The organism is Bradyrhizobium zhanjiangense, assembly GCF_004114935.1.
Taxonomy (GTDB): Bacteria; Pseudomonadota; Alphaproteobacteria; order Rhizobiales; family Xanthobacteraceae; genus Bradyrhizobium; species Bradyrhizobium zhanjiangense.
Genome location: NZ_CP022221.1, coordinates 6,665,729 through 6,680,892, shown reverse-complemented (window position 1 = coordinate 6,680,892; position 15,164 = coordinate 6,665,729). Strand labels below are relative to the sequence as shown.

At 64.8% G+C, this 15,164-nt stretch carries 13 protein-coding genes and 1 pseudogene; 7 read left to right on the top strand and 7 right to left on the bottom strand.

The window, feature by feature from the left end:
- Positions 1-64 precede the first annotated feature (64 nt).
- Positions 65-2,863, top strand: coding sequence for a phosphoenolpyruvate carboxylase (ppc, locus tag XH85_RS32040; protein ID WP_128935040.1), 2,799 nt, complete (start codon positions 65-67; stop codon positions 2,861-2,863).
- A 54-nt stretch (positions 2,864-2,917) separates the two neighbouring features.
- Here the strand turns inward: ppc and XH85_RS32035 are convergent, their stop codons facing one another.
- The 4 genes and pseudogenes from XH85_RS32035 to XH85_RS32020 all read right to left on the bottom strand — a co-directional run bounded on the left by XH85_RS32035 (position 2,918) and on the right by XH85_RS32020 (position 6,618).
- A complete protein-coding gene (locus tag XH85_RS32035) occupies positions 2,918-4,027 on the bottom strand; it encodes an SMP-30/gluconolactonase/LRE family protein (RefSeq protein ID WP_128935039.1) in 1,110 nt (369 codons plus the stop codon).
- Positions 4,028-4,142: 115 nt separating this feature from the next.
- Positions 4,143-5,057, bottom strand: a complete 915-nt coding sequence (locus XH85_RS32030) for an SDR family oxidoreductase (protein ID WP_128935038.1) — start codon at positions 5,055-5,057, stop codon at positions 4,143-4,145.
- A 5-nt stretch (positions 5,058-5,062) separates the two neighbouring features.
- Entirely contained in the window at positions 5,063-6,202 is a 1,140-nt protein-coding gene (locus XH85_RS32025) for a thiolase C-terminal domain-containing protein (protein WP_128935037.1), read from the bottom strand.
- A gap of 3 nt (positions 6,203-6,205) precedes the next feature.
- Positions 6,206-6,618, bottom strand: a pseudogene (locus XH85_RS32020) (Zn-ribbon domain-containing OB-fold protein).
- Positions 6,619-6,796: 178 nt separating this feature from the next.
- On the opposite strand from XH85_RS32020, the gene XH85_RS32015 reads away from it, so the two are divergent.
- The 4 genes from XH85_RS32015 to alkB all read left to right on the top strand — a co-directional run bounded on the left by XH85_RS32015 (position 6,797) and on the right by alkB (position 10,391).
- On the top strand, positions 6,797-8,146 hold the full coding sequence (locus tag XH85_RS32015) for an amidase (RefSeq protein ID WP_128935036.1): 1,350 nt from the start codon (positions 6,797-6,799) through the stop codon (positions 8,144-8,146).
- Positions 8,139-8,825 (top strand): DUF2848 domain-containing protein, encoded by a 687-nt coding sequence (locus XH85_RS32010; RefSeq protein WP_128935035.1) that lies wholly within the window; start codon positions 8,139-8,141, stop codon positions 8,823-8,825. The genes XH85_RS32015 and XH85_RS32010 overlap by 8 nt, the downstream gene beginning before the upstream one ends.
- Positions 8,826-8,981: 156 nt before the next feature.
- A complete protein-coding gene (locus XH85_RS32000) occupies positions 8,982-9,728 on the top strand; it encodes a 2OG-Fe(II) oxygenase (RefSeq protein ID WP_128935033.1) in 747 nt (248 codons plus the stop codon).
- A 9-nt stretch (positions 9,729-9,737) separates the two neighbouring features.
- On the top strand, positions 9,738-10,391 hold the full coding sequence (alkB, locus tag XH85_RS31995; protein ID WP_208758062.1) for a DNA oxidative demethylase AlkB: 654 nt from the start codon (positions 9,738-9,740) through the stop codon (positions 10,389-10,391).
- A 3-nt stretch (positions 10,392-10,394) separates the two neighbouring features.
- On the opposite strand, the gene XH85_RS31990 is transcribed toward alkB, so the two are convergent.
- The 3 genes from XH85_RS31990 to hpaH form a co-directional block, all read right to left on the bottom strand.
- Positions 10,395-12,023, bottom strand: coding sequence for a thiamine pyrophosphate-dependent enzyme (locus XH85_RS31990; protein ID WP_128935031.1), 1,629 nt, complete (start codon positions 12,021-12,023; stop codon positions 10,395-10,397).
- Positions 12,024-12,172: 149 nt separating this feature from the next.
- Positions 12,173-12,571: a 5-carboxymethyl-2-hydroxymuconate Delta-isomerase gene (locus tag XH85_RS31985; protein WP_128935030.1), complete on the bottom strand. Its 399-nt coding sequence runs from the start codon at positions 12,569-12,571 to the stop codon at positions 12,173-12,175.
- A gap of 28 nt (positions 12,572-12,599) precedes the next feature.
- Complete coding sequence (hpaH, locus tag XH85_RS31980) at positions 12,600-13,406, bottom strand: 2-oxo-hept-4-ene-1,7-dioate hydratase (RefSeq protein ID WP_128935029.1); 807 nt, start codon at positions 13,404-13,406, stop codon at positions 12,600-12,602.
- 111 nt (positions 13,407-13,517) lie between these two features.
- Between hpaH and hpaR the strand changes: the two genes are divergently transcribed.
- Together hpaR and XH85_RS31970 are read left to right on the top strand one after the other, a co-directional pair.
- Positions 13,518-14,036, top strand: coding sequence for a homoprotocatechuate degradation operon regulator HpaR (gene hpaR, locus XH85_RS31975; RefSeq protein WP_091897419.1), 519 nt, complete (start codon positions 13,518-13,520; stop codon positions 14,034-14,036).
- Positions 14,037-14,278: 242 nt separating this feature from the next.
- Positions 14,279-15,055 carry an HpcH/HpaI aldolase family protein gene (locus XH85_RS31970; RefSeq protein WP_164939370.1) on the top strand — a complete coding sequence of 259 codons (777 nt, stop codon included), beginning with the start codon at positions 14,279-14,281 and terminating at the stop codon, positions 15,053-15,055.
- The last annotated feature ends 109 nt before the right edge of the window (positions 15,056-15,164 follow it).

The window sequence follows — 15,164 nt, the reverse complement described above, 5'->3', positions numbered from 1 at the left end:
GTAGACAAATATCGCACACTCCTCCGGACCGAGGAGCCAGGGAGCTCTTAAAGGGGAGCGAGCCATGTCCCTCCAGACCATATCATCCGACGCCACTGAGCATCGCCCCAACCGCCCGGAGGACGTCCAGGCGATGGAGGCGGATGCGCGCCTGCGCGACGACATCCGCCTGCTCGGGCGCATTCTCGGCGATACCGTGCGCGACCAGGAGGGCGCTGACGTGTTCGATCTGGTCGAGCGCATCCGCCAGACCTCGATCCGCTTCCATCGCGACGAGGACCGGCTCGCGCGCCGCGAGCTCGAGCAGATCCTCGATGGCATGTCGACCTCCGAGACGGTGCGGATCGTCCGCGCCTTCAGCTATTTCTCCCATCTCGCCAACATCGCCGAGGACCAGAACAACATCCGCCAGATGCGTGCCCGCGGCGCGGGCAAGAACGGCGGCTCCGGCGTGCTGGCGGAAACGCTCGCCCATGCCAAGGCGGCGGGCATCGGCCCCGACGCGCTGCGCACTTTCTTCAAGTCCGCGCTGGTCAGCCCGGTGCTGACCGCGCACCCGACCGAGGTCCGCCGCAAGAGCACCATGGACCGCGAGATGGAGATTGCAGCCCTGCTCGACCGCCGCGAGCGCGTTGCGCTGACCGCGGAGGAGGCCGCCGCAAGCGACGAGCAACTCCGCCGCGAGGTGCTGACGCTGTGGCAGACCAATCTCCTGCGTCGGACCAAGCTCACCGTGCTCGACGAGGTCTCCAACGGCCTGTCGTTCTACGACTACACCTTCCTGCGCGAGGTGCCGCGCCTGGTCAACGCGTTGGAAGACCGGCTGGAGGAGGGCGGCGAGCAGGCGGCAAGCGAGCTCGCCTCGTTCCTGCGCATGGGCAGCTGGATCGGCGGCGATCGCGACGGCAATCCCTTCGTCACCGCCGACGTGATGCGCGGCACGCTGCGGCTGCAGTCGAGCCGCGTGATGCAGTTCTACCTCAACGAGCTGCACGTGCTCGGCTCCGAACTTTCCATCGCAGCCCATCTCGCCGACGTCTCCGAAGAGCTGCGCACACTCGCGGAACGCTCGCCGGACACCTCGCCGCACCGAAGCGGCGAGCCTTATCGCCTCGCGGTCTCCGGCATCTATGCGCGCCTCACCGCGACGGCCGAAAAGCTTGAGGTCGAGATCACCCGCCGGCCGGTCGGCAAGGGCAAGCCTTACGAGAGCGTCAGGGAGCTACAAGCCGATCTCGACGTGCTGCACCGCTCGCTGATTTCCAACAATGCCCGCGTCATCGCCCGCGGCCGGCTGCGGCGCTTGCGGCGCGCGGTGGACTGCTTCGGCTTCCATCTGGCGCGGCTCGACATCCGCCAGAACTCGGCCGTGCATGAGCGCACCATCGCCGAGCTGATGGACGCTGCCAACCCCGGCATGTCCTATCTCGCGCTCGGCGAGGACGCCCGCATTTCGCTGCTCACCAACGAATTGCGCTCAACGCGCGCGCTGGTCTCGCCCTTCGTCAAATACAGCGACGAAACGATGGGCGAGCTCAACGTGTTCCATGCCGCCGCGGAAGCGCATGCGAAGTTCGGTTCGGACGCCATCCCCCAATGCATCATCTCGATGTGCAAGGGCATGTCCGACATGCTCGAAGTCGCGGTGCTCTTGAAGGAGGTCGGCCTCGTCCATCCCTCCGGGCGCAGCGCCATCAACATCGTGCCGCTGTTCGAGACCATCGAGGATTTGCAGGCTTCCGCCGGCATCATGGACCGCATGCTGTCGCTGCACGATTACCGCCGCCTCGTCGACAGCCGCGGCAGCGTGCAGGAGGTCATGCTCGGCTATTCCGACAGCAACAAGGATGGCGGCTTCGTCACCTCGGGCTGGGAGCTCTACAAGGCCGAGATCGGGCTCGTCGAAGTATTCGAGCGGCATCACGTCCGGCTGCGCCTGTTCCACGGCCGCGGAGGCTCGGTCGGCCGCGGCGGCGGGCCGAGCTATGATGCCATCATCGCGCAGCCCGGCGGTGCCGTGAACGGCCAGATTCGCATCACCGAGCAGGGCGAGATCATCTCGTCGAAATATTCCAACGCCGAGGTCGGCCGCAGCAATCTGGAGATCCTCGCCGCGGCGACGCTGGAGGCGAGTCTCCTGAATCCGCGCCAGAGCGCGCCGCGCCGCGAATACCTGACCGCGATGGACGAATTGTCGAACCTCGCCTTCAAAGCCTATCGTGGCCTCGTCTACGAGACCGACGGCTTCGTCGATTATTTCTGGGCCTCCACCGTCATCAACGAGATCGCAACGCTCAACATCGGCAGTCGCCCGGCCTCGCGCAAGAAGACCCGGGCGATCGAGGATTTGCGCGCGATCCCCTGGGTGTTCTCCTGGGCGCAATGCCGCCTGATGCTGCCGGGCTGGTACGGTTTTGGCAGCGCGGTCGAGCAGTGGATCGCTGATCATCCCGACCAGGGCATGCCGTTCCTGAAAGAGCTCTACAGGGAATGGCCGTTCTTCCGCATGCTGCTCTCGAACATGGACATGGTGCTGGCGAAAAGCTCGATCGCGATCGCCTCGCGCTATGCCGAACTCGTGCCGGACGAAGCCCTGCGCGAGAAGATCTTCGGTCGTATCCGCCGCGAATGGCATTCCTGCATCGAGACGCTGCTCGACATCATGGGCCAGGATCGGTTGCTTCAGAGCAACCCGCTGCTGGAGCGCTCCGTGCGCCACCGCTTCCCCTATCTCGATCCGCTCAACCATGTGCAGGTCGAGCTGTTGAAGGAGCACCGCGCGCAGAACCCGGATGAGCAGGTGCTGCGTGGAATCCAGCTCACGATCAACGGCATCTCGGCGGGGCTGAGGAATACGGGTTGAGCGGCGAGTGGCGAATGGCGAGTAGCGCCATTCGCCACTCACTATTCGCTTACTTCAACAGAAATGCGCGCCCTGCGTCTCCACATACACGGCATAGAGCGACTGACTTGCGGTCATGAACAGGCGGTTGCGCTTCTTGCCGCCGAAGCAGACATTGGCGCAGGTCTCGGGCAGCAGGATCTGGCCGATGCGCGCACCGTCGGTCGGCGCGAACACCTGCACGCCGTCATAGCCGGGTCCGACCCAGCCGGCGCCGACCCAGATGTTGCCTTCGGTATCGACGCGCAAGCCGTCGGGGAAACCCGACTTGCTGTCGAGCTTCATGTCGATCAGCTTCTTCGGGTTCGACAGCTTGGCACCGTCGATGTCGTAGGACCACACCACGTTCTCGGCCTGCGGATAATGCGTGATGCCGGTATCGCAGACATAGAGCTTCTTGTAGTCGTGGCTGAAGGCGATGCCGTTCGGCTTGAACGGCTCGTCGGCGACCTTCGCGACCTGCCCGGTCTGGGTGTCCAGGCGATAGACAGCTTCCTTTTGATGAGGTTGGAGCGAGCCGGTGTTGGCAAGCTTGCCTTCGTAGATGCTGATCGCGCCATAACCGGGATCGGTGAACCAGATCGCCTTGTCGTTAGGATGCACCACCATGTCGTTCGGGCCGTTGAGCGGCTTGCCGCCTGCCTGCTCGGCCAGCGCCGTTACCGAACCGTCGTGCTCGTAGCGGACGAGGCGGGTGCGCTCGGCGCTGATCTGACGTCCTTCGGTGTCGAACGAGTTGCCGTTGGCTTCGTTCGACGGCTTGTGGAACTGCTCGGAGATGTGACCGTCGTCGTCGAGATAGCGAAGCTGACGGTTGGCTGGGATGTCGCTCCAGACGAGATATTGCCCCTGCGCATTCCACGCCGGTCCCTCCGCCCACAGGCAGCCGGTATAGAGCCGCTTGATCGCGGTGTTGCCGACCTTGGCCTTGAAGCGCTTGGGGTCGATGACGACGATGTCGGGGTCGGGATAGCGCTGCGGCTCGGCATTGGCGCCGAAGTCGCGCGCGTTGGCCTGCGAGGCGAGGACGGTGGAGGCGGCGAGAGCCGCCGTGCCTTTGAGGAGAGCGCGGCGCCCAAGGCCGCCGGTGGCAGAGATGTCGGGGTTAGTCAGTATTCTTGTCATGGTTTCCTCCCAAAGTTTGTTGGGAGGGCACCATCCGCCCGCATTCGGGCGTAAAGCAGGGCGATCTCAGGCCGAGGCAGCCGGAGATCGCAGGGCAGGGATGCCGGAAACGCGGCTAGACGGGATCCCAGGTGAAGATGTCGGCGGAACGGTCGAGCTTGTAGAACGAGCCCTTCAGCGCCGGCATGCCATGTTCCGCGATCGACTGCGGCGTCCAGCCTTCGCTCCGCTGCACCGAGCGGATCGGACGGTTCTGGCTGAACAGGAAGATCTCGTTCATGCGCACGCCAAAGATCTGCCCGGTGACGTCCTTGGCGGGATCTGAGAGAAGATAGCCGCAGAGCGGGGCGATCTTCTCCGGTCCCATCTGCTTGATCTTCTCGACGCGCGCCTTCTCGGCTTCGGTCTCGGTCGGGATGGTGCCGATCATGCGGGTCCAGGCGAACGGCGAGACGCAGTTGGAGCGGACGTTGAAGCGGCCCATGTCGAGCGCAATGGATTTTGAGAGCCCGACGATGCCGAGCTTGGCGGCGGCGTAATTGGCTTGTCCAAAGTTGCCGATCAGGCCGGAGGTCGAGGTGAAGTGCACGAAGGAGCCTGACTCCTGCTCGCGGAAGATCCGCGCCGCGGCGTGGGACACGTAGAACGAGCCCATCAAATGCACCTTGATGACGGCCTCGAACGCTTCCACGCTCATCTTGTGGAAGATCATGTCGCGCAAGATGCCGGCATTGTTGACGACGCCATCGAGCCGGCCGAAATGATCGGTCGCGGTCTTCACGATCTTGCTGGCGGGAATTGCTTCGGCCACCGACTCGAAGTTCGCAACCGCAGTGCCGCCGCGCTTCTTGATCTCCTCGACCACCTCCTCGGCAGGCGCCGCGTTCGAGCCGGCGCCGTCGGCGGCACCGCCGGGATCGTTGACCACGACCTTGGCGCCTTCCGCGGCGCACAGCAGCGCGATCTCCCGCCCGATGCCGCGGCCTGCGCCGGTGACGATGATGACCTTGTCCTGCAGTGATTTGCTCATGTGAACTACCTCTCGTTCGTAAACACGATCGTGCCTGATGCCGCGAACATGCCGCCGACGCCGTGACACACCGAAATCTTCGCGCCAGGGACCTGCGCCGGCGCGATGCCGCGCATCTGGCGCACGCTCTCCTGGAGCGCGTACATGCCGTACATGCCGGAGTGCATGTAACTCAATCCGCCGCCATTGGTGTTGAGCGGCAGCTTGGCCCCCGGCCGCGTGTTGCCGTCTGCGATGAACCCGCCGGTCTCCTCATACGGCATGAAGCCGAGATCGCCGAGACCGAACAGCGGCAGATGTGCGAACGCGTCGTAGATCATGAGATGGTCGACGTCGGCGTGCGCGATGCCGGCTTCCTTGAAGGCGAGGGGCCCTGCGGTCTTGAACGCGCGCGAGGAGTTGAAGGTCTCCATCTGGCTGACCATCGGCGTCTCGACGCTCTCGCCGGTGCCCATGATGTAGACGGGCTTGCGCGGAAAGTCCCTGGCCCGATCCGCCGAGGTCAGGATCAGCGCGCCGCCGCCATCGGTGACCAGGCAGCATTGGAGCAGGCGGAACGGATAGGCGATCATGCGCGAGTTGAGGACATCGGCGACCGTGATCGGGTCCTTCATCGTCGCGCGCGGATTCTTCGCCGCCCATTCCCGCTGCACCACTGCGACCGAAGCCAGCTGTTCATGCGTGATGCCGTAGGTCTTCATGAAGCGCAGCACGGGGATCGGGAACATGCTGGGCGGGCCGTAGACACCATAGGGCGCCTCGAACTGGCCGTTGAGGCTGTCTGCCGGCGTCGAGCGCGGCAATTTGCCGATCATCGACTTGCCGCTCTCGGCATGGGTGATCAGCACGGTCTTGCACAGGCCGGCCTCGATCGCCGCGGCGGCATGCCGGACGTGCAGCATGAAGGAGCAGCCACCAACCGAGGTGCCGTCCACCCAGGTCGGCTTGATGCCGAGATAATGGCAGACCTGCTGCGGTGTTTCGACCGCGGTGGCAAAGCCGTCAATGTCGGAGAGTTTCAGCCCGGCATCGGCGATGGCATTGAGCGCCGCGTCGGCATGGAGCTGGAGCTGCGAGGCGTTGGGGATGACACCGAGTTCGGTGGTCTCGGCCGCGCCGACGACGGCAACCTGGTTCTTGCGCATGGCTTACCCCTTCGCCGGACGGAAGACGGGGAGGGTGATCTTGTCGTCGAGTTTCTCAAAGGCGACCTCGAGCTTCATGTCGAGCTCGAGTGCCTCCGGCGTCTGCGGGCAGTCGATGATGTTGCTCATCATCCGCGGCCCCTCGGCGAGCTCGACCACCGCGATCGCGTAGGGCGGCGTGAAGCCGGGCGCGGCAGGGCGGTGATTGATCACGTAGCTGTAAAGAAAGCCCTTGCCGCTTGCTTTGAACACCGAGACCTTGCGCGAGGCGCAGGAAGGGCAGAACGGGCGCGGCGGGAAGTAGACATGCGCGCAGGCGTCGCAACGCTGCAGGCGCAATTCGCCCGCCTTTGTACCGTCCCAGAAATGCTGGTTTCCGGCGTTGGTTTCGGTCGCGCGCGCTGCGGTTCGGCCATATCGGCAGCTCCTCCCAAGAGACAGGCTTCGCGCCCGCCTGTTTCGATCTTGATGCGACAATCGACCATAGTGCGTCAACGGTCCAGCAATGCACATGCATGCCATCATGCGCACAATGCTTGTGTCGAACTGAGCCAGCGCTATAGATTGCGCGCGCCAATATTCCGTGAGACAGACATGCCCGATTTTCCGACGCTGGCGAAGCTCGCCGAAGACCTCGAAAGCGGCCGCACCACCTCCCGCAAGCTGGTCGAGGCGTGCCTTGCCAGGATCGCCGATCCCACCGGTGAGGGCCAACGCGCCTTCATACATGTCGACAAGGACGCCGCGCTCGCGGCGGCGGACGCGATGGACGGCTTGCGCAAGGCCAAGGCCGCGCCATCGCGCTATGCCGGTATTCCGATCTCGATCAAGGATCTCTTCGACATCAAGGGGCAGACGACGCGCGCCGGCTCCCGTGCGCTCGACGATTCCGATCCGGCGGAGCACGACGCGGCGGCGGTTGCGCGGCTGCGCGGCGCCGGCTTCGTCGTGATCGGGCGAACCAACATGACCGAGTTCGCCTATTCCGGCATCGGCATCAATCCGCATTACGGCACGCCGAAGGGCGCCTGGAACCGGGCGGAGGGCCACGTCCCCGGCGGCTCGTCCTCGGGCGCGGCAGTGTCCGTGCTCGACGGCATGGCGCATGGCGCGCTCGGCACCGATACCGGCGGTTCCTGTCGGATTCCGGCCGCCTTCAACGGCATCGTCGGCTACAAGCCGACGCAGCGCCGTGTGCCGCTCGACGGCTCTGTGCCGCTGTCGTTCTCGCTCGACAGCATCGGCCCGCTGGCGCGATCGGTCAGTTGCTGTGCCATACTCGATGCGGTGCTCGCCAACGAGCCGATCACCGCGGTGAAGCCGCGACCCGTAAAGGGCATGCGGCTCGCCGTGCCGACCACGATCGCGCTCGACGACCTCGACACAGCCGTCTCTGAAACCTTCGAGCGCGCGCTGAAGGCGCTCGCCGATCACGGCGCCATCATCGAGCGCATCGAGATGGCTGAATTCCACGACATCGGCCCGATGAACGCCAAGGGCGGCTTTGCCGCGGCCGAGAGCTATGCCTGGCACCGCTATCTCATCACGTCCAAGGGCGATGTCTACGATCCACGCGTCGCTGTCCGCATCATGCGCGGCGAGGCGCAGAGCGCGGCCGACTACATCGATCTGCTCAACGAGCGCCGCTCGCTGATCGCCCGCGTCAATGCACGCATCGCGCCCTATGACGCCCTGGTGCTGCCCACCACCGCCAACACGCCGCCGAAGATTGCCGATCTCGCCGACGACAAGGCGTTCACCACCCAGAACCTGCGTGCCCTGCGCAATTGCACCCTGATCAACATGATCGACGGCTGCGCCATCTCGCTGCCTGCGCATCGTCAGGGCGCCGTTCCCGTCGGCCTGATGCTGGCCGGCGCCGGCGGATCCGACCGCCGTATCTTCGAACTTGCTGCCGGCATGGAGGCCGTGATCCGTGTTTGACCTGACCTTCACCGTCGACGCCCAGGACACCACGACGCCGCTGACGCTGGCGATCGACCAGATGATCATCGCCGGCTGGACCGGCCGCGATCCTGTCGCGCGCGACAAGCACATCGCCGAGCTGCAAGAGATGGGCATCGCCCCTCCGGCCTCGACGCCGATCTACTACCGCGCCTCGGCGCGGCGGCTGACGATGGAAGACCGCATCGAATGTACCGGCGGCGAGTCGTCCGGCGAGGTCGAGTTCGTGCTGATCGGCTGGCAGGGCCGCATCTTCGTCGGCTGCGGCTCCGATCACACCGACCGCAAGGTCGAGGCCTATAGCGTCACGGTCTCAAAGCAGATGTGCGACAAGCCGATCGCCTCCACGCTGTGGGAGCTCGAGGACGTCATCGGCCATTGGGACAGGATGATTTTGCGATCCTACGCCACGATCAACGGCGAGCGCGTGCTCTACCAGGAGGGCACGCTCGATGCGATGCTCCCGGTCCCTGACCTCATCACGCGCGGCTTTCCGGGCGGGAAGCTGCCCGACGGCTGCGCCATGTTCGGCGGCACCTTCGCCGCCAAGGGCGGCATCCGCCCCGCCGGCCGCTTCGATTTCGAGCTGGAGGATCCCGTGCTGAAGCGCACGATCAAGCACGGCTATGACGTGGTGACGCTCCCGGTGCTGGGTTGATAGCTCTCCATCGTCATTGCGAGCGAAGCGAAGCAATCCAGACTGGTTCCGCGGAGGGACTCTGGATTGCTTCGTCGCAAGGGCTCCTCGCAATGACGGGAAGATAGTCGGAAATCGGGTGGCGGCGGAGGGCGGCATATTGCGAGAGTCGTAGCCATGACAGCAACAGCACGCAAATCAGCCCCTAAGCTATCCGTCGACATTGCCTCCCACGTCGACATCCTCGACTGGCCGCAGATCACCGCCGAACTCGACAGCCAGGGCTGCGCCGTCCTGAAGAACCTGCTCACGCCGGACCAATGCCGCGCCGTGACCGCCCTCTATCCCGACGACACACACTTCCGCAGCCGCATCGTCATGGGCCGCCACGGCTTTGGCCGAGGCGAGTACAAATATTTCTCCTATCCACTCCCCGACTTGATCGCGCAGATGCGTCCGGCGCTCTATGCGCATCTTCAGGGCGTCGCCAACCGCTGGAACGAGGCGATGGGGATCGACATCCGCTATCCCGCCGCGCACGCAGCTTTCCTGAAGCGCTGCCACGAGGCCGGCCAGAGCCGGCCGACGCCGCTGCTGCTGCAATATGAGGCTGGCGACTACAATTGCCTGCATCAGGATCTCTATGGCGAGCACGTGTTCCCGATCCAGGTCGCGATCCTGCTGTCAGAGCCTAGGCGCGATTTCACCGGCGGCGAGTTCGTGCTGACCGAGCAACGGCCACGCATGCAGTCCCGCGCCGAGGTGGTGCCGCTGGCACAGGGCGATGCGGTGGCCTTTGCCGTGCATCACCGGCCGGTGCAGGGGACACGCGGCACCTACCGCGTTAATCTCCGCCATGGCGTCAGCCGTATCAGGTCCGGCCAGCGCCACACGCTGGGTGTGATTTTTCATGATGCCAAATGAGCGCTGCGATTGATGGGTGATCTGTTCGACAGCGTCGCCGAGGCGCAGCCATCGCGCGAGGAGATCGCCGACGGCGCCGTGCTGCTGCGCGGCTTCGTCAAGCCGATCGAGAGCGAGCTGCTCGAAGCCGTGCGCGCCATCGTGGCGCAATCGCCGTTCCGGCGCATGACGACGCCCGGCGGCTACCAGATGTCGGTGGCCATGACCAATTGCGGCGAGCGCGGCTGGATCACCGATCACACCGGCTATCGCTACGATCCGATCGATCCGCGAACTGGCGCGTCTTGGCCCGCGATGCCGCCCGTGTTTCGGGCTCTCGCCCGCCGCGCGGCGGAGCAGGGCGGCTTCAAAGACTTCGCGCCCGATGCCTGCCTCGTCAACCGCTACGAGCCCGGCACGCGGCTGTCGCTGCATCAGGACAAGGACGAGCTCGACTATTCGGCCCCGATCGCCTCGGTCTCGCTCGGCCTGTCCGCGACTTTCCTGTTCGGCGGCCTGGCGCGCAGCGATAAGCCGCGCCGCTTCCGCCTGGTGCATGGCGACGTCGTGGTCTGGGGCGGCGCTAGCAGGCTCGCCTATCACGGCGTCGCGCCGCTCGCCGACGGCGAACATGCGCTGCTCGGACGGAAGCGGATCAATTTGACCTTCCGCAGGACGCGCTGACGCTTACGGCTTCGGCGGGTGAATGAACGCCCACGGACTGACTTCGGAGTCCCGCGTCACCTCGACCGAGATCAGATAGGGCCCGCCATGGGCGAGCGCCTTCTCCATCGCCGCCTTGAACTGGTCCGGCGCGGTGATGCGCGCCGCCGCAACGCCGAAGGATTCGGCGAGCTTGACGAAATCCGGATTGACGAGATCCGAGGCTACCACGCGGCCGTCAAAGCGTTCGCGCTGGTCGCGGCGCACATTGCCGTAGGCATTATTGTTGAACACCAGCGTCACCACGCCGATGTTGAACTGCACGGCGGTCGAGAGCTCCTGCACGCCGAACATGAAGCCGCCGTCGCCGGTGATCGCCACCACCGGCTTGTCGGGGTTGGCGACCTTGGCGCCGAGCGCAGTCGGAAAGCCGGAGCCGAGCGTGCCCTGATATCCTGACGTGATGAAGGTGCGCGGCTCATAGACTGGAAAGCCGTACCAGGAGGCGAAGCCGAACTGTGACAATTCATCTGTCACGATCGCGTTTGCCGGCAGCACCTCGCGCAGGATGTTGAGATACGCCATCTGCGGCTGGATGCGCTGGATCTCCGCTTGCGCGGTTGCGGTGGCCTCGCGGATGTCTCCGCGCCGGCCGCGGCTTCGCGCATAGCCGGCCTTCTTCACGGCTGCGACGAGATCGGCGGTGCCGGCCTTCGCGTCGGCGACAATAGCGGTATCGGAAGCGAGCCGGCGCATCTCGGCCGGATCGATGTCGATCCTGACAGATTTCAGTCCCTTCGGCTGATAGGGCCAGCGGAAGCCCGAGGCCGGCAGCTCCGCGCGGGTGCCGATTGCGATCATCAAATCGGTCGTGGGCCACAGCTTGTAGGCGGCGGCCATGGTGAGTCCGAGCTCGTGCGCATTGGAGACGATGCCGCGGCCGCTGCGGAAGGCAACGACGGGCGCATCGATCATCTCGGCGAGTTCGAGGATCTCCTCGCGCGCATCGATGGCGCCGCTGCCGACGAAAATCATCGGCGCCTTGCTAGTCTTGATCAGCGCGGCGGCCTGCTTGATCAGGTCAGGATCGGGCTGCGGCGCAGGCAGCGGTTCCAGCCGCTGTGCGGCCGCGGTGTCGGCGCGTTGGGTGAAAACGTCCCAGGGCATCTCGACAGAAGCAGGCCCGCGGCGGCCGGAGGTCATCTCCTGGAACGCGCGCGCGACGACCGTCGGCGCGTTGCCGGGATATTCGATGCGATCGGCCCATTTCACATAGGTCCGCACGGTCGCGAGCTGGTCCGGCATCTCATGCAGATGGCCGCGGCCCTTTCCCAAAAATGGCGTCGGCACCTGGCCGGTGACGCAGAGCACCGGCTCGTTGCAGCCGAAGGCGGTGAGCAGCGCCGCGCTGGCGTTGAGCACGCCGGGGCCGGGCACCACGCTGAACACGCCGGGCCTGCCGCTGGAGCGCGCATAACCGAAGGCCATGTAGCCGCAGGCCTGCTCGTGCCGCGCGCCGATCACCTTGAGCTGGGCCTGATGGAAAGCGTCGAATAGGCCGTAGACCTGCGCGCCGGGCAGGCCGAAGACGGTGTCGACTCCGTGAGCAACGAGGCCGCTTACGATCGCTTCGCCGCCGGTGAGGGTGGTCATGGTGCTATTCCACTTCGAGTGTTGTCCGGGCTTCATCGACGACGCAGTTGCGCATGCTTGCGATGCCCTCGGCTTCGACGTCGATCACGTTCCCAAATGCGAGTGTGGCAAAGGTCGAGATGTCCCTGCCAGGGCAGGGAATGGGAACGTCAGCCGGGCTGCGCCTCCGCTTTCAGGGCGTCATGGATGTTGTTGCGCTTCCAGCTCGTGTCCTTGTCGTTGATCTGCATGTCGAACGACAAGGCAAACTTGCTGGCCGCGAAGACGGGATCGAGATGTCTGGAGAGCGCCTGGAAGACGTGCTCGCCGGCCTTCTGACGCGTCTTGAGGTCGCGGCCCTCGCCGATGCGCAGCACCATGTCGAGAAAGCCGTATTCTTGCCGCGCATCCGCGATCGCGTAATGCTCGCACTTGACGGCGCGAACGCGGATGCCGCCGAGCGGGAAGATCCCGGTCTCGACCGCCGCCTTGCGCACGACTTCGCATACCAGGCCCATGTCGAGGCGGCCATCGAGATTGGCCGAATATTCGATCGTGAAATGCGGCATCGCGGTTTCACCCTGTCTTCTTGTTCGCCTAAGCGAAGTAGCAGCTCACCGAGCCGTAGCCGCCATAGTCGGCCTGAATTGTGTCGCCCTTGCGGGTCTCGATCGGGCGGATGAAGGAGCCGGCGAGCACGACCTGTCCGGGCTCCAGCGCTAGCCCAAGCGGCGCGATCTTGTTGGCGAGCCAGGCCACCGCAGTTGCGGGATGGTTGAGCACGCCGGCGGCAAGGCCCGTCTCCTCAAGCTGACCGTTCCGGAAACACAGCGCGCCGACCCAGCGCAAATCGGCCTCCAGCGGCCGGATCGGCCGGCCGCCGAGCACGATGCCGGCATTGGCCGCATTGTCGGCGATGGTGTCGAAAATCTTTCGCGTCGCCTTGGTCTTGGGATCGACGCGCTCGATGCGCGTGTCCAAAATCTCCAGCGCGGGCACCACGAAGTCGGTCGCGTTGAGCACGTCGAACATCGTGCAGTCGGGTCCTGCGAGGCGCTTGCTCATGACGAAGGCGAGCTCCGCTTCCACGCGCGTTGCGATGAAGCGCTCGGTCGGAATGATGCCGCCGTCGGCAAAGAACATGTCGTCGAGCAGCACGCCGGAATCCGGCTCATCGATATTGAGCGCGCTCTGCATCGCCTTCGAGGTCAGGCCGATCTTGTGGCCTTTGACGATGCGCCCCTCCGCGATCTTGACGTCGACCCAGGCCTTCTGAATCGCGTAGGCATCGGCAATGGTGATGTCAGGGAAATCCTGCGAGAGCTGCCGGATCTGCGTGCGGGTCTTCTCCGCCTGGTGCAGACGCCTCGCGCAAGCTTGGATATCGTCGGTGGAAAGCGCCATTTGTGATCTTACAAATCGTGGTGCCCGGAGATGCTTAACATGTTAAGTGAATGCGTCAAACACAAATTGGGCTTGCTGCACTGCAAACATTTTGCGGCTTGAAAGGGCGTCATGACGAAGAAATCCGCTGATCCCGCCAACGGAAGCGCGCCTGCCGCGCGCCAGGTGCCGATGCGCGACTTCTCGCGCTCGCTGCCGATGTCATTGCTACGGGCGCGCGAGGCGGTGATGCGGCAATTCCGCCCCTCGCTGCGCGAGCACGGGTTGACCGAGCAGCAATGGCGCATCCTGCGCGCGCTCGCGGCCATCGAGGCGGTCGAGGTCACGGAACTCGCGCGCACGGCGTTTCTGCTCGGGCCGAGCCTGTCACGCATCCTGCGCGACCTCGAGGCCCGCAATCTGATCGAGCGCAAGACCGCCAAAGCGGACCAGCGCCGCAGCATGGTCTCGATCTCGAAAGAGGGCGTGAAGCTGATGGCCTCCGTGGCGCCGACGTCGGAGGCGATCTATACCGAGATCACGCGACGCTTTGGCGCGCGCAAGCTCGCCGAGTTGCAGGACATGCTCGGCGAGCTCGAGCAGAGTCTCGCAGGCCTCGGCGCCGGCGAGGAGGCAAGTGCCGAGGAGTGAAAGCAGATATGCGCGAGCGCGCGGCAACAGCCATGGACATAGCCGCGTTTTTTCGCTCAAAGTGCCGCCCAAGCCGATCGCTAGAAAGTCGGCGCCGGGACGGATGGCGCCCCTCTTGTCGGATGACATCTTGCGTTATCGCGAGCGTAGCGCGGCGATCGAGTTCGCGGTAATAACGGCATCGCCTTGTCGCGGCACTCGTCATGGTGACGACGGTCCAAACAACAAAGAAGGAAGGCAACGTGGCGAACAAAGTTAAGGAAACTTGGAAGTCGGGCAAGGCCGTGGTCAACGCGTGGCTCGCAATTCCCTCCGGCTTCTCGGCCGAGATGATCGCGCAATGCGGCTTCGACAGCGTCACCGTCGACATGCAGCACGGCGTGCAGGACTATCTGTCGATGGTCCAGTGCTTCCAGGCCATGGACAAGCATCCGATCACGCCGATGGTCCGCGTGCCCTGGAACGAGCCCGGCATCATCGGCAAGGTGCTCGACGGCGGCGCCTATGGCGTGATCTGCCCGATGGTCAACACGCCGCAGGAAGCCAGGAACCTCGTCTCCTATTCGAAATATCCGCCGAAGGGCGTGCGCTCCAACGGTCCGATCCGCGCCGGCATGTACGGCACCGCGGGCTCCTACCAGAAGACGGCCAACGACGAGATCGTGCTGCTGCCGATGATGGAGACGAGGACCGCGGTCGAGAACATGGAAGCGATCCTGGACGTCGAAGGCATCGACGGCGTCTATATCGGTCCGTCCGATCTCGGCTTCTCCTACGGCCTCGAGCCCAAGCTCGATCGCAGCGAGCCGGAGATCCTCGCGATCTATGAGAAGATCATCAAGGAGTGCGGCAAGCGCGGCCTCAACCCGGGCATCCATTGCAGCGGCGCCGAAGGCGCAGCGCGCGCCATCAACATGGGCTTCAAGCTGGTGACGCTCTCGAACGAGGTCGGCCTGATGACGACCTACGCCAAGATGCAGGTCAACGCGACCCGCAAGGAGTCGGGCGGCAAGGCCTGATCTCTCTCCTTTCCCTCTCCCCGTTCTTACGGGGAGAGGGTTAGGGTGAGGGGCCTCTCTCAACACGGACTAATCTAACGATCGAGCGCGCAGCTCGCCCCTCACCCGG